Origin of the sequence: Streptomyces sp. NPDC006463 (assembly GCF_042870715.1) — a bacterium.
GTDB lineage: Bacteria > Actinomycetota > Actinomycetes > Streptomycetales > Streptomycetaceae > Streptomyces.
The window spans coordinates 24,290-38,342 of the sequence record NZ_JBIAHP010000039.1; the positions used below are offsets into that span (position 1 = coordinate 24,290).

The 14,053-nt window shown below is 71.5% G+C and carries 9 protein-coding genes; 4 read left to right on the top strand and 5 right to left on the bottom strand.

Annotated elements, in window-relative coordinates:
• Positions 1-233 precede the first annotated feature (233 nt).
• Positions 234-776 carry a GNAT family N-acetyltransferase gene (locus ACFYOB_RS38775; RefSeq protein ID WP_388569031.1) on the bottom strand — a complete coding sequence of 181 codons (543 nt, stop codon included), beginning with the start codon at positions 774-776 and terminating at the stop codon, positions 234-236.
• Between the two features lie 364 nt (positions 777-1,140).
• Between ACFYOB_RS38775 and ACFYOB_RS38780 the strand changes: the two genes are divergently transcribed.
• Positions 1,141-3,207 (top strand): phosphocholine-specific phospholipase C, encoded by a 2,067-nt coding sequence (locus tag ACFYOB_RS38780; protein WP_388569033.1) that lies wholly within the window; start codon positions 1,141-1,143, stop codon positions 3,205-3,207.
• A gap of 155 nt (positions 3,208-3,362) precedes the next feature.
• On the opposite strand, the gene ACFYOB_RS38785 is transcribed toward ACFYOB_RS38780, so the two are convergent.
• The 3 genes from ACFYOB_RS38785 to ACFYOB_RS38795 all read right to left on the bottom strand — a co-directional run bounded on the left by ACFYOB_RS38785 (position 3,363) and on the right by ACFYOB_RS38795 (position 9,209).
• Entirely contained in the window at positions 3,363-3,491 is a 129-nt protein-coding gene (locus ACFYOB_RS38785) for a hypothetical protein (protein ID WP_388569035.1), read from the bottom strand.
• A 122-nt stretch (positions 3,492-3,613) separates the two neighbouring features.
• Positions 3,614-8,269 carry a HEAT repeat domain-containing protein gene (locus ACFYOB_RS38790; protein ID WP_388569038.1) on the bottom strand — a complete coding sequence of 1,552 codons (4,656 nt, stop codon included), beginning with the start codon at positions 8,267-8,269 and terminating at the stop codon, positions 3,614-3,616.
• 148 nt (positions 8,270-8,417) lie between these two features.
• The gene (locus ACFYOB_RS38795; RefSeq protein ID WP_388569041.1) at positions 8,418-9,209 is read right to left on the bottom strand and encodes an MBL fold metallo-hydrolase; all 792 of its coding nucleotides are present in this window, start codon (positions 9,207-9,209) and stop codon (positions 8,418-8,420) included.
• A gap of 91 nt (positions 9,210-9,300) precedes the next feature.
• Between ACFYOB_RS38795 and ACFYOB_RS38800 the strand changes: the two genes are divergently transcribed.
• On the top strand, positions 9,301-9,909 hold the full coding sequence (locus ACFYOB_RS38800) for a CGNR zinc finger domain-containing protein (RefSeq protein ID WP_388569044.1): 609 nt from the start codon (positions 9,301-9,303) through the stop codon (positions 9,907-9,909).
• 34 nt (positions 9,910-9,943) lie between these two features.
• On the opposite strand, the gene ACFYOB_RS38805 is transcribed toward ACFYOB_RS38800, so the two are convergent.
• Positions 9,944-10,615, bottom strand: coding sequence for a MerR family transcriptional regulator (locus ACFYOB_RS38805; protein ID WP_388569047.1), 672 nt, complete (start codon positions 10,613-10,615; stop codon positions 9,944-9,946).
• Between the two features lie 132 nt (positions 10,616-10,747).
• Here ACFYOB_RS38805 and ACFYOB_RS38810 point away from each other — a divergent pair, with 132 nt between their 5' ends.
• Together ACFYOB_RS38810 and ACFYOB_RS38815 are read left to right on the top strand one after the other, a co-directional pair.
• The gene (locus ACFYOB_RS38810) at positions 10,748-12,103 is read left to right on the top strand and encodes a YhgE/Pip domain-containing protein (RefSeq protein ID WP_388569049.1); all 1,356 of its coding nucleotides are present in this window, start codon (positions 10,748-10,750) and stop codon (positions 12,101-12,103) included.
• 89 nt (positions 12,104-12,192) lie between these two features.
• Positions 12,193-13,887: a hypothetical protein gene (locus ACFYOB_RS38815; protein WP_388569051.1), complete on the top strand. Its 1,695-nt coding sequence runs from the start codon at positions 12,193-12,195 to the stop codon at positions 13,885-13,887.
• Positions 13,888-14,053: the final 166 nt, after the last annotated feature.

Below are 14,053 nucleotides of genomic sequence, written 5' to 3' on the forward strand. Positions count from 1 at the left end.
GCCGACCGCGCCGGTTCCCGCCCATCGTATGTTCGATCGTCCGGGTTCGCGCCGGGAGGCCGCGGCCCGTGCGCTCCGGGTACAGACGGGTGCGCGCACAGGCAACTGCGGCGGGCGACAGCCCGTTGACGGTCACGTACTGGCAGCGGAACATCACGAGGCGTACTCGGCTCGTGGCCCGAGGGCTGCCGGGGTCGGGGGGCGGGTGAGCGTGAGGGGAGAGGAGCCGAGGATCAAGGGCGGTCCAGGCCCCAGGTCTGCAGGGCGAACGGCCGACCCTTCTCCTCGCCCGTGATCCGTGGCACGTCGAGCAGCCTGAAGCCCGCCTTGGTGGCCACGGCGACACTGGCCGCGTTCTCTGCCTCCAACTCCAGGATCACCTGGTCCGTGCCCAACTGCTCGAAGGCGTACGCGGCCATCACCCGCACCGCCCGCGCGGCCAGGTCCTGGCCTCGGTGGGCGGGGCCGACCGCGTAGCCGAGTTCGGTGCCCTCGGGGGCGCGCCGCAGCATGACCTCGCCGAGCGGGGCGCCGCCGTCGACGGTGATGGCGAGCAGGATGGTCGTGCCCTCCTTCCGCAGCTGCCGGTCCCGGTCCAGCCGATTGCGGGCAGCCACTTCGTCGAAGGGCGAGACGATCGGCGTCCAGTACGCGATGTCGGGGTGGTCGAACAACTCCGGCATCGCGGCCAGGTCCGCCTCCGTCCAGTCGCGCAGAACGAGCCCCTCTCCCGAGAGCTCGATCCGTTCGGGAAACGACGACGTGGTGCTGCTCATGGTGCGGGACCTCCCTGGCCTGTTCAGGTCGAGGCAGGATAACCGGGGGAAGGCGTCGGCTCATTCGTTTTCCAGGGCGTCCGGACGTCCGGGAGTACGGGAGTACTGGCGTACTGGAGTACGGGTTCGCGGCCGGGCCGGCGGCACTGCCCCATCGCGTGACGGCCCGTCAGTTCCGTGCGGCGGCTCGGGTGCGGGCGGGCCGGCACTCCCGGATCGGCCCGACATGGCCGAACTCCGACGGAATCCGACTGCCGTTCGCCTGGCGTATCCACCGCCGTCACGCGAGGCTCCCCCTCCGGTACCCCGGGCGCGCTGTCCTGGGGGCGCACAGCACCCCTCAACCGCAGAGGTCGTTCCCGCCATGGCAGAACTGAACCGCCGCCGCTTCCTGCAGCTCACCGGTGGCGCCGCCGCCCTGACCATGCTCAACGAGAGCATCGCGCGCGCCGCCGCCATCCCCGCGCAGGGGACCATGGGCAGCATCGCCGACGTCGAGCACATCGTGGTGCTCATGCAGGAGAACCGGTCCTTCGACCACTACTTCGGCGCGATGCGCGGCGTCCGCGGCTTCGGCGACCCGCGCCCGGTGACGCTGCCCAGCGGCAAGTCCGTGTGGCACCAGTCCGATGGCACGAAGGAGACGCTGCCGTTCCGGCCGCCGTCCGACGACCTCGGCATGGAGTTCCTCCAGGGCCTCAACCACGACTGGGTCGGCGGACAGAGCGCCTTCAACAAGGGTAAGTACGACAATTGGGTGCCCGCCAAGACGGCCACCACCATGGCGTACCTGACGCGCGACGACATCCCCTTCCACTACGCCCTCGCGGACGCGTTCACCATCTGCGACGCCTACCACTGCTCGTTCATCGGCTCCACCGACCCCAACCGCTACTACCTCTGGTCGGGCCACACCGGCAACGACGGCACGGGCGGCGGTCCCGTCCTCAACAACGCCGAGGCCGGCTACGGCTGGACCACCTATCCCGAGCGCCTGGAGGCGGCGGGGATCTCCTGGAAGGTCTACCAGGACATCGGCGACGGCCTCGACGCCGCCGGCTCCTGGGGCTGGATAAACGACGCCTACCGCGGCAACTACGGCGACAACTCTCTGCTGTACTTCAACAACTACCGGGGCGCCCAGCCCGGCAACCCGCTGTACGACAAGGCCCGTACCGGCACCGACGCCAAGGCCGGCGAGGGCTACTTCGACCAGCTCCGCGCCGATGTCGCCGCCGGCACCCTGCCCCAGGTCTCGTGGATCGCCGCGCCCGAGGCGTTCAGCGAGCACTCGAACTGGCCCTCCAACTACGGTGCCTGGTACATCGCGCAGGTCCTGGACGCCCTCACCTCCAACCCCGACGTGTGGGCCCGTACCGCGCTCTTCATCACCTACGACGAGAACGACGGCTTCTTCGACCACGTCGTCCCGCCGTACGCACCCGCCAGTGCCGCGCAGGGCCTGTCGACCACGCCGACCGCCCTCGATGTCTTCCCCGGCAAGCCCGGCTACGTCGCCGGCCCGTACGGTCTCGGCCCGCGCGTGCCGATGCTCGTGGTCTCGCCGTGGAGCACCGGCGGCTACGCCTGCTCCGAGACCTTCGACCACACCTCGGTGATCCGCTTCATGGAGAAGCGCTTCGGAGTGCAGGAGCCCAACATCTCCCCGTGGCGCCGCGCCGTCTGCGGAGACCTCACCTCCGCCTTCGACTTCGCCCGCAAGGACACCAGCGCGGTCCGACTGCCCGACACCGGCGCCTGGGAGCCGCAGGACCGCGAACGGCACCCCGACTTCAAGGCCCCCGCCCCGGCCGTCGGCTCCATGCCGCGCCAGGAGAAGGGCCTGCGGCCCACGCGTGCGCTCAAGTACGCCCCGTACGTGGACGGCACGGCGCTCGTCGAGGAGGGCAAGTTCCGGCTGACGTTCAGCGGCGGTCCGGACCTGGGTGCGCAGTTCTACGTCACCTCCGCCAACCGCACCGACGCCCCGTGGACGTACACCACCGAGGCGGGCAAGTCGATCTCGGACGCCTGGAACACCCGCTACTCGGCCGGTGTCACCGACCTGACCGTGCACGGCCCCAACGGCTTCCTGCGCGGCTTCCGCAACCCCGGCACCACCGCCGGCCCCGAGGTCGTCGCCCGCCACAACGCCGCCACCGGCGACCTCGACCTCACCCTCACCAACGCCGGGGCGTCGACCGCGACGCTCACGGTCACCAACGCGTACGGCGGCGGTCCCAAGCGCCTCACCGTAGCCAGGGGCGCCACCGTCACGTACAGCGTTCCGCTGCGGAACACGAAGCGCTGGTACGACGTGTCGGTCACCGCCTCCGAGGCGACGCAGTTCCTGCGCCGCTTCGCGGGCAAGGTCGAGACGGGTGCGGCCGGCCTGTCGGACCCGGCGATCCTGACCGGGCAGTCCTCCTGAACCTGCTGTCGGGCCTTGGCCGGTGACGCGCCTCGGTGCCTATCCGGCCAAGGCTCCCTCTCGGCGCCGACCTCGACGGCCTCGACGGCCTGTACGGGTTGTACTGGCTGTACTGGCTGTACTGGCTGTACTGGCTGTACTGGCTGTACTGGCTGTCAGCCGAGCAAGTGGCTGATGCCGCCTTGGCCGTCCGCGCCGTTCCACATCACGGCCCCCAGCCAGATCGGGAACCAGAGCGCTCGTTCCGGCAGGACGAAGGCTGCGAGGAACCAGGCGACAGGCAAGGCAGTGAACAGCAGGCAGCAGCACCAGCCGCTCCTGCCAGAAGCGGACGTCTGCCCTGTCGAATTCGTAGGCACCTTGCGAACGTAAGCGGCGCTCACAAATCGCGCATGAGTACCCGTACTTACGGCCTCGCCTGCGGTGGCTGCGGGGACGCGGCCGTGATCTGTTCGAGAACCTCCGTGTAGAGGGCCCGCTTGTCGGGACGGACGTGGACGACGGCATGTCTGAGAGCGGGGATCGCCGGCGCGCCGATTCCGATGAGCCCCTCGGCCGCAGCCCTGCGGACGACAGGATGCGAGTGGTCCAGCATTTCGGTCACGGCAGGGATCGCGGGTGCCCACGTCGCGTGGCAGAGAGTCCGGATCGCCGTGCGCACCAGGTCCGGCTGGGGGTCGCCCAGCAGGATCGACGTGTGGTGGAGGTAGGTCTGCCGGTCCAGCATTGCCCGCGAGGTCCGCAGGGCGTGCAGGCGGACCTTGGGCTTGGCGTGATGCAGCAACTCGCCGATCAGGTCCCGCAGGCCGGGGTCCTGGTCGGGGTCCTGGCCGCTGTGTCCCTCGGCCAGTCGCGTGAGCGCTTGGCGTACCCGCACCGGGTCGCCGGTACGGGCCAGGTCCAACAGCTCCTGTCGGGAAGGGGGTCGTGACGCTCGTGTCGACGCGGCCGGGGCGCGGTCACGGAGGGCTGCCAGCGCGGCGGCGTCCTGGTGTACAGCGTCCGGTCGGCGCAGCGGACCCTCGACGAGGATCAGCCTGTCCGCGAGGTCGTCGCGTCCTTCGGCACGCAGCCGCCGACAGGTCTGCGTCAGCGCAGGGGTGCGCAGCAGGGAACGCCCGTAGAGCAGGTCGAGGAAGCCCCAGGCACCGGCGTCGAGGCGGTCACCGAGGCGCTCCGCCAGCACGTCGGCGGGGACCCGTCGCAGCGCCGGGCCGACTGCGGAGCTGCTGGACGGCGCGTCGTGCTCCCACCATTCCAGCAGCAGCGGGACCAGCGGTTCCAGGTCCCACGGGTCGAGCCGGCTTGCCGCGAGCGCCACCCTGTCGTGCAGGATGCCGTCCGCACGGAGTTCGGTCTCGCCGATGGCGCTCAGTGTGCGGGCCAGTTCGACACCGACGGGTATGTCGATGCGGCCTTGCAGAAACGCTCGGAGTACGGGGAGCCCGGCCTCGGGCTCGGGCCACTCCAGGAGCGCCAGGGCCGCAGTGTGCCGGCGCTCCGGGGCGGTTGACTGCAGCATGGTCAGCAGGCGCTCCCGCTGTGCGGTCGAACGGGGCTGGTCGAGGTCGTCGACGTGCACGGTCCTCGGTCGCGGCGCCGGCGCGTGCGCGGTCTCGGCGATGGTCCAGGGTGGTGCGTCGAGGGGCTGGACCGCCGTCATCCAGTCGATGAGGGCGGCGCGGACCTCGGGCCCGGCAGGGGCGTAGGCATCGATCAGTGCGGTCAGGCGGTCCCGGGAGCCCGGGATGTCCTCGTGCTGTTGGCGCAGTCGGCGGAATTCCTCCAGGGCGCTCGGTGTGCGCGCTGCGGTATTCAGCGCGGCTCGCCACGCCTCGGCCTCGGCCGTGGCCATGGCCGTGGCCGGCGAGTCGGCTGCCGGGAACTGCGTGGCGCCGAACGCGTCCCGCAGCACAGCGGCCTCGGCCTGCCGGGGGTCGGCGCCCAGCCGGGCCGAAGCGAGTGCCTGCTCAAGGTCGGCGCGGACCAGCACCGCGCCGAGGCTGCGGAGCAGCGCCAGTGTGGACCGGCTTCCCCCGGGTGCGGAGGGCAGCGCGCGTACCGCGTCGGCGACGGTCGGCTTCTCGGCCGCCGGCAGAGTCGGTGCGACGGCTTCGAGGACAGCGATGAGGTCGTGCCGGTCTCCCGCCGAGGCCTCGGTGAGCCCGTCGAGCAGGACCCTGGTGGACCGGGCGAAGGCTCGCAGTTCCTCGGGCGTCCACGGTGCGGGGCAGAGCCGGAGCGTGAGCCGCAGTACGCGGCCTCGGACAGCGGGTTCGGAGCCGGCCAGGCGAAGCCAGTCCGGCAGCATGGGCCGCAGCTCCCGCAGCTGGGCGGGGTGCGGCAGCTCCTCCCTTTCGGCGATGCGCAGCGCGACCGACGTGCTCCAGCCCTCCGCCGTCAGCGACCTGACGTCGAGCTCCGCTCCGATGTCCGGCGCTGACCGCGACGCGGCGGACGTGGCGATGCCGTGTTTGGCCATCGCCGTCGACAGGTCCTCGATCGTCCCGGAAGCGAGGCCGACCCGGCCCGTCGCCACCAGGGCGAGCAGGGTCGGTGCGACCCGTGATGCCTGGTCGTCCAGGGCGAGGACCGAGCGCACCGGCAGTGTGCGGTCGAGTCCCTCCAGCAGCAGTTCGCGGGCGCGGCCGTCTTCGCTGCGTTCGGCGGCGGCGAGGACGGTCGCCAGGTATGCGTCGCCGAGGATGGTGCGCAGGGCCTCGATGAGCGAGCCGCGCAGGCCTGGATTGTCGTGGTGCCCGAGCCAGTAGAGCAGTGCCGGCACCGCCGTGGGCGTGCCCGCGCGGACCAGAACCTCGGCGGCGGTCTTCTTGATGTTCATGTTCGGATGCCCGAGACATGCTGCGATGGAGGTGGAGGCCCAGCGGGCCCGCGCGTGACCGAGGGCGAGCAGCGCCTGCCGGACGGTCTGGATGTCCTGGGCGGCGGTCAGCGCGATCAAGGTCGCCGACAACGCCTGCGCATCGTCCCCCGTGGCGTCGCGCGCGAGCAGCGCGATCACGTGCTTGCGCACGTGCCGGTCGCGGTGCCGCAGCAGGCGGTGCGCCCGCGCACGGGTGCCCGCGTAGGGGGCTCGGAGCAGGAGTTCGAGCAGGATCGCCTGCTCGGAGCTCGACAGTCCGGGCCGGTCCAGCAGATCCAGCGCCATGGTCGCGACGAGTGCGTGTCCGGCCTCTCGTGCAGTCGCCGCGTCGAGCAGGCAGGACGGCCTGATCCGTCCCCGCTCGTGGAGACGACGGCCCAGGCCGCAAACGGCATCCAGGATCTCCTGGGGTACCACGGGCTCCCCGGCCGGCTGTCCGTTTTCGAGTCGTGGGGCGGCACCGTACGGCTCCCAGGACGCCGCGAGGTCGCCCACGATGCGCAGGAGGAGGTCCGCGATGACCGGCAGCGTGCCGGCACCGCCGTGGGCAGCCAGTCTGCACAGTGCCGCCACCGGCTCGTCCGGGTCCATGTGGGAACTCAGGAAAGCCAGTTCCTGCTCGTCCGGGCCACCGAGATCAGCCGCGATGCGAGCCGGCAGATCGACGGGATCGAGACGGACGAGGACGGCACGCCGCTGGGACGGGTCCTGGGACAGATGCCACAGCACCTCAAGGGCGCTGCTGCGCACCGCGCGGAGATGCGGCGCGATCACGCCCACGCTCTCCTCCGTGGCGAGGCCGAGCCCTTCCCTCAGCGCCGTCATCGTCCGATGCCCGCCGATGGCCTCCAGAGCGTCCAGGGCCGCTGCGGGTGCTGAAGGCAGGAGTGCGATCACGGCGTCTTCGGCATCCGCATGGCGCAGCGCGCGGATCGCGGCGAGAAACGGCCCTGGTACGGGAGCCGAGGGCAGTACGCGTGTGATCGCGTCCCCGATCGGAAGCTCCCCTGCCCCCTGTCCGGCCAGGGCGACCAGGAGCATGAGCCGTCGTGGCCAGCTCGGATCGCCGGCGGCCGCATCCACCAGTACCCGGAACATCTCCTGTCGGCAGGTGAACAGGATCGTCGCGACCTCGTGGGGCGGAATCGAGTGATCGGCCAGCGCCAGACCGATGATGGACGGGACGTGCGCACCATCCGCGAAGTGCCCGCGCCGGTGGAGCCCGCGCAGGCATGTCACCGCCGGCCCGCCGAACAGCAACGGGTCCCCTGCGGCGATGGCCGTCAGTGCGCCGATGTCACCGCGGTCCGCCAGGTCACCGAGCAGTTCCATCCCGCGCCGACGAAGACCCGGCGGCAGATCCGGATCATCGATGACCTGCCACAGCAGCCGACTGTGCCCGTGGTGGGCCGCAGCCGCGAGTGCGGCATCGGCCGCCTCGGGCCGTGTGGTCACCGATTCGGCAGCGAGAAAGGGGGACAGCCGTCCTGGCGGCAAGGAGTCCAACGCCGCCCACGGCTCGGTGAGTTCACCCAGTACGGCAGCGACGACGTCTGCGCTGCCGACACCGAGCAGGCTGATCAGATGTTCGCGAACCAGCGCGGGAGCCAGCAGACCGGCGTGCAGCCCCTGCCGGGCCAGCCGCAGCGCCGCGGCCTGCAGCACCGGGTCACCGCTGTCCACCAGCTCGTTCACGAGCTGCTCAGGCCGGTGCGCGCAGGTGACGGTCGTTTCCCGTACGGCCTGGTACAGCAGTTCACCCGGAGACTCCTTGCGGATCACCGTCGGCTCGTTCAGAAGCTCGGCGCGCAGCCAAGCGATCCGTACCCGGGCCGGCAGCTCGGCCGTCCGCCACGACGGCCGGCGGAGCCCCCGGAGAGACGGCCCCAGTCGTTCGTGGAGCCGCGCCAGGACGAGCGCCGCCTCCGGCGGTCCTTCCAGTGACACCGGCAGCAGCCCCGCGAGCTCGGCCATCTCGGACTCGTCGCCCGTCCGGCCCGACGTGACGCGCTCGGCCAGAAGGACCAACCCCAGATACCGCAGGCGGGGATCCTCGTGCCGGATGAGACATCCGAAGACGGCCGGCGGGCAGAGCTGCGCGTCGAGACGGCTGGACAACCAGCCGACGTCAGCTCGACGCACCGCATCGTGGAAGGACTTGTCCGCCGGCGTCATCATCGTCGGATGCTAACCAGGAGGCTTCCGGCCCCACCAGCGAGATTCGCCCGGTGCGACTGCCGATCGCGCGGGTCCTCGCGCGGGTACGAGGGCCACCGCCGAGCCGACGGGTTCGGACCGGGCGCCGGTCGACGCCCGGCCGGTCCGGTCAGCCCTGGGCGCCGAGGTCCAGCCGGTCGGCCAGCCCGGCAGCCTTGAAGGCGGCCACCAGGTCGTCACGGCCTTCGGTGAAGTGGGCCCAGCTGTCGTAGTGGACGGGAACCACCCGGCGGGCACCGAGGATCTCGGCAGCTTCGGCGGCCTGGGCGCTGTCGAGGACGATGAGCGCGCCATCGAAGACGACGGGGAAGCGAGGGGCTCCGGCGAACAGGATGGCGGTGTCCACCGGGCCGAAGCGCCCGGCGATCTGCCGGACCAGATCGAGCGAGGCGTTGTCGCCGCTGACGTAGACCGTGGGCAGGCCGTCCCCGGTCAGGACGAAGCCGACGACCTGGCCGGTTATCGGCTCGACCTCTTCGCGCTTCCCGGGGCCGTGTATGGCGGGCACGCCCGTGACGGTGATCGTGCCGCCGCCGGGACGGTCGAGCTCGATCGCCTCCCAGTCGGCCAGTCCCTTGGCCTTGCCCCCCAGGCGCTGCCCGCCGCCGGGGGTGGTGAGGGTGAGGGGCACCTCGGCGAGCAGTGCCCGCCCGGAGTTGTCGAGGTTGTCGGGGTGCTCGTCATGCGAGAGCAGGACCACGTCGATTCGGCCGAGGTCGGCGGGACTGCCGGAGGAAGGCGCGGTCTTGGCGAGGAGCGGGCCGCCCTGCGCCGGGTAGTCGCCGGGAGCGTCGAAGGTGGGGTCGGTCAGGAATCGCAGGCCACCGTACTCGAAGAGGGCGGTCGGGCCACCGAAGACGCGGACGGGGATCTGCTCGTCGGACGGGCTGGAGTTAGCCATGAAAAGCGACACCTCACGGATGAGTAGTGGTCTATCCGTGAAGGACGGTAGCGGCTTCTCATGGATGGGCACAACCCGTAACATGAGAACCATGAAGGAGCCCGTGACCGCCGAGCCTGTCCTGCCACCCGCACCCGGCGCGGAGCAGCACCCGGTCCTCGACTTCGCCAACAGCGCCATAGCCCTGCCCGGCGGCCAGTTCACCGATCTCCTCGGCACCCCCGCCGCCGCCAATCGGTGGCTGATCGAACGCGGCCTCGCACCGGCGGACGTGGAACTGCAGGAGATGTGCGCCGCACAGCTGCGGTCGCTGCGCGAACAGGTCAGATCACTGCTCGCCTCCCGGGTCGAGGGCCACCCGGCCCTACCCGGGGCCCTCGCCGCCGTCAACGACGCGCTCACGCGCGCCCCGGCGGCCTCCCTGCTGCACTGGGACCGCACGCACGGCCCGTACCGAGCCGCCTCCCACCCCACCACCCAGATCGTCGAACACGCCCTCGCGGTCCTCGCCGACGACGCCGCCGACCTGCTCACCGGCCCTGACGCCGAGCGCCTCACCGCCTGCGGCTCCACCCCCTGCAACCGCTACCTGCTGCGCCACGGCCGCCGCCACTGGTGCTCGATCCGCTGCGGGGACCGCGCCCGCGCCGCCCGCGCCTACGCGCGACGCACCCAGGCCGAAGCGTCTCCCCAAAGCTGATCCCGCCCGGCCACGGCCGCCCTCCGTACGGGCGCTACCGGGGCGCCACGGACTCCGCGCTGTCGCCCGCTACCCGGCGCCGGACCTGGTCCTCCTGGGCGAGACGCCGCAGCAGCTCGAACACCGGGGCGCAGATCGCGAAGACGATGACCGCCCGCTCGGCCAGAGCCACCGGGTCGTCGAGGCCGGCCGCACGCTCCAGGTCCAGCCGGGCCACCGACTCGGCCAGCCTCGCGTAGGCGGCGAGCTCGCCCGGGGCGTACTGCGCGTCCAGCCGCCGCAGTTCCTTCAGCGCCGCCGTCAGCCCCTTCACGTGCGGTGACGTGCCGGGCGCCTGCCAGTCCAGCGCCGCGAGCAGCTCCGCCACCTCGGCCCCGGCGGTCGCGTCGGCCTCGGCCTCCTGCTCGGGGTCTGCTGCGCGCTGGGCCGCCACCGGCACCGGGAGGGCGTAGCTGACCGCTCCGAGGGCGCCCTCGGAGGTGTGGGCCTGGTCGACGGCCCCGAGCACCTCACGGGTGGCGGCGATGGACAGGCCGCCGAGCGTGGTCAGTGCCTTGATCAGCCGCAGCCGCTGCGCGTGCTCCTCCCCGTACTCGGCCAGGGTCGCGGCGGTCGCCCGCCCTGCGGGCAACAGCCCCTGGCGCAGGAAGTACTTGATGCTGGCGACCGGCACGCCGGTCCGCCGGCTGAGCTCCGAGATCTTCATACGGCTTCCCTGCTGGTCACGCGTCCGGTATCCGTCATCGGCGATTGGACACCACAACAAGATACTGCCACTATCCAGTAGCTGGATACCTTAAGTATCCAACTTAGGAACGACAGCCGCACCGGAGAATCGATGCCTCATCCCACACCCCCCTCCGTGCTCCGCCGACCCCAGCTGTGGATCGGAACGGGACTCATCGCCGCAGTGGTCTCGATGCTGTTCGCGCTGCTCTACGTCGGTGGCAACGTCAACCCCAGGGGCAACCTGCGCGACCTGCCCGTCGCCCTGGTCAACAGCGACAGCGGCGCCGACGCGGGCGGCCGCCGCGTCAACCTGGGCGAGCAGGTCGTCTCGGGGATCCAGAAGGCCGCCAAGGGCGACAAGAGCATCGACTGGCAGGTCGTGAGCCGCAAGGAGGCCGACAAGCGGCTGGGCAGCGGCAAGGTCTTCGGCGCCCTCGTCATACCCGAGGACTTCTCCGCCACGGTGACCGGTCTCACCGCCCCGCAGCCCGCGCCCCAGGGCAAGGCCGCCCCGCCGACCCTGACCGTGCTGACCAACCAGGCCGCCGGCAGCATCGGCTCCTCGATGTCCTCCCAGGCCGCCCAGAAGGCCGCCCACGCCGCTTCCGCCCAACTCGGCCAGGAACTCCTCAAGCAGGCCGGAGCCCAGAAGACCCCGCTCCCGACGGCCGCCCAGCTCAAGCTGGCCGACCCGGTGACCGTGAACGTCGCCGACGGCCACCCCGTCGGCCCCCGCAGCGCCATGGGTCTGAGCGCCTTCTACTACGCACTGGTCCTGGTCGTCTGCGGCATGCTCGGCGCCAATGTGGTCAACTCCCAGGTCGACACCGCGCTCGGCTACCTGCACACCGATTTCGGGCCCGTCCGCAAGCGCGAACCCGTCCAGCACACCAGCCGCGTCCGCACCCTGGCCATCGGCATGGCGCTCATGCTCGGCCTGTCACTGGTCATGGGCACCCTGGTCGAGGTGGCCACGGTCGGCATCCTCGACATGGACGCCTCCCACCTCGGCCTGCTGTGGCTCTACTCAGTCGCCACCATCGCGGTCGTGGGCATCGGCAGCCTCGCCCTCTTCGCCGCCTTCGGCACCCCCGGCATGCTGCTGGCCACCATCGTCTTCGTCGCGATGGCCGTCCCCTCCTCCGGCGCCACCGTGCCCGTCCAGGCGCTGCCCGGGTTCTTCCGCGCCCTCGCCGAGTTCGAGCCGCTGCGCCAGATCACCGAGGGGCTGCGCTCCCTGCTCTACTACGGAGCCCAGGCCGACGCGGGCCTCACCCGGGCGTGGGCATCCATGGGTATCGCCCTTGTCGCCGCGCTGGCCTTCGGCTTCGCGGTCACCCGCCTCTACGACCGCAGGGGGCTGCACCGCATCCCCCGTCCTGATGCCGAAACCGGGGCCGCGGTCCCCGCCGAGACCTCTGAGCCCCCGAAGTCCCCCAAGGACGCGGCGCCCGCAACGACTTGAGCAGAGCGCGGACCTGCCCCCATGTAGCCTGATCATGACCTTTATGAACAAGTTCAGGAATTGGGGGGCCGGTGTACCGTCACCGCGTCATGATCTCCGCCGCCGTCGTCGCGGCAGCCGTCGGCTTCGTACCCGCCACGGCGCAAGCAGCGGGTCCGCCCACCGGACCCGGTCGGGCCGCGACCGTCACTTCCCCGGCGCCCGGGGCCGGTTCGGCGAAGGCCGCCGCTGCACACGACGCGTCCGCGCAGGAGGCGGCCAAGGCGGCCGCCGCGAAGGACGCTGCCGCGAAGGTGGCCAAGGCCAAGGCGGCGGCGCCGAGGGCAACGGCCGGGTCCGGCGCGCCGGCCGGCACGCAGCAGAGCGAGTACTTCGAGGTGGGGATGGGTACGGGCACCGACTACGCCCACACCATCGGCCTGGCGACCTCCGTCAGCACCGACCTGACCAACAGCTACGTCCGGTTCGATGTCGACTGGGGTGACGGCTTCACCGGCCAGGACTTCGGCAAAGCCGGCGAGTTCGTGTACTTCAAGCACAAGTACGCCGAGGTCGGCGCCCACAAGATCACGATCACGGCGACCGACCTGCTCACCAAGGTGACCTCCACCACCACCGAGGACGTCGTCGTGGACGGCTCCGAGTTCACCCCGCACGCACCCACCCGGCTGCTGGACACCCGCGACGGCACCGGCACCTCGGCCGGCCGCCCCGTCGCTCCGTACGGCACGACCCGGGTGAAGGTCGCCGGCAACGCCGGCATCCCGGCGGGCGTGACCGCCGTGGCCCTGAACCTCACCGCCACCAACACCTCGGCGGGCGGGCACATCATCGCGTACGCCTCCGGCAAGGAGCAGCCGACCACCTCGAACGTCAACTTCGCGGCGGGCCAGACCGTGCCGAACCTGGCGATCGTGCCGGTCGGCGAGGACGGGTACGTCGAGCTGGCCAACCGCAGCGTCGGCTCGGTGGACCTGATCGCCGACGTGACGGGCTACTTCACCCGCTCCGCCGCCAGCGGATACACCTCCGTCAAGCCGTCCCGGCTCGTCGACACCCGGGAGGGACTGGGCACGGCCAAGGGCCAGGCCGCCGCTCAGAGCACGTTCGACGTCCGGATCGCCGGTCAGGGCGGGCTGCCGGCCAACGGCGTCACGGCCGTGGCCCTCAACGTCACGGTGACCGAGCCGAAGAGCGCCGGCCACCTGACCGTATTCCCGAGCGGCCAGCAGGCGCCGTCCACGTCGAGCGTGAACTTCACCGCCGGGCAGACGGTCGCCAACGCGGTGATCGTGCCGGTCGGACCGGACGGCAGGATCAACATCCGCAACGGCGCCTGGAGCCCGACCGACGTGATCGTGGATGTCACCGGCTACTACAGCGCCGACGGCAAGGCCGCCTACCTGCCGGTGGAGCCCAGGCGCATGCACGACTCGCGGACCTCCAGCTTCCCGCTCGACGGCCAGACGTACCACTACGAAACCCTGTGGACGCACGGCATGGATCTCGAGGCCCTCGTCCTGAACACGACGGTGACCAACCCGCAGGGCAGCGGGCACCTCTCGGTCGCTCCGGACCCGAACACCCTGGACGACTACATCGCCGGCAAGACGGTCCAGCCGACGCCGCCGGACTCGTCCGACCTGAACTGGACGAAGGACGCGACCGTCGCGAACCTGGTGCAGGCGAGCACCGGCAGCACCGATGTCGTCGACTTCTGGAACCGGGGCTGGCAGCCGACCGACCTGATCGTCGACCTGATGGGCATGTACGACAAGAACTGACGCCCCGCCCGCACCGTACGGCGGCGCCCCGGCGCCGTGCACCGGCCGCCCCCCCCCCCCCCGGGGGGGGGGCCGGGGCGCCGGGGGGGGGGGGGCCGCAGAGTATGATAGGGGTTGCGGGGCCGGGGGCGCCGCCGGTTGCGGATCGCCCACCCCCCCCCCACGC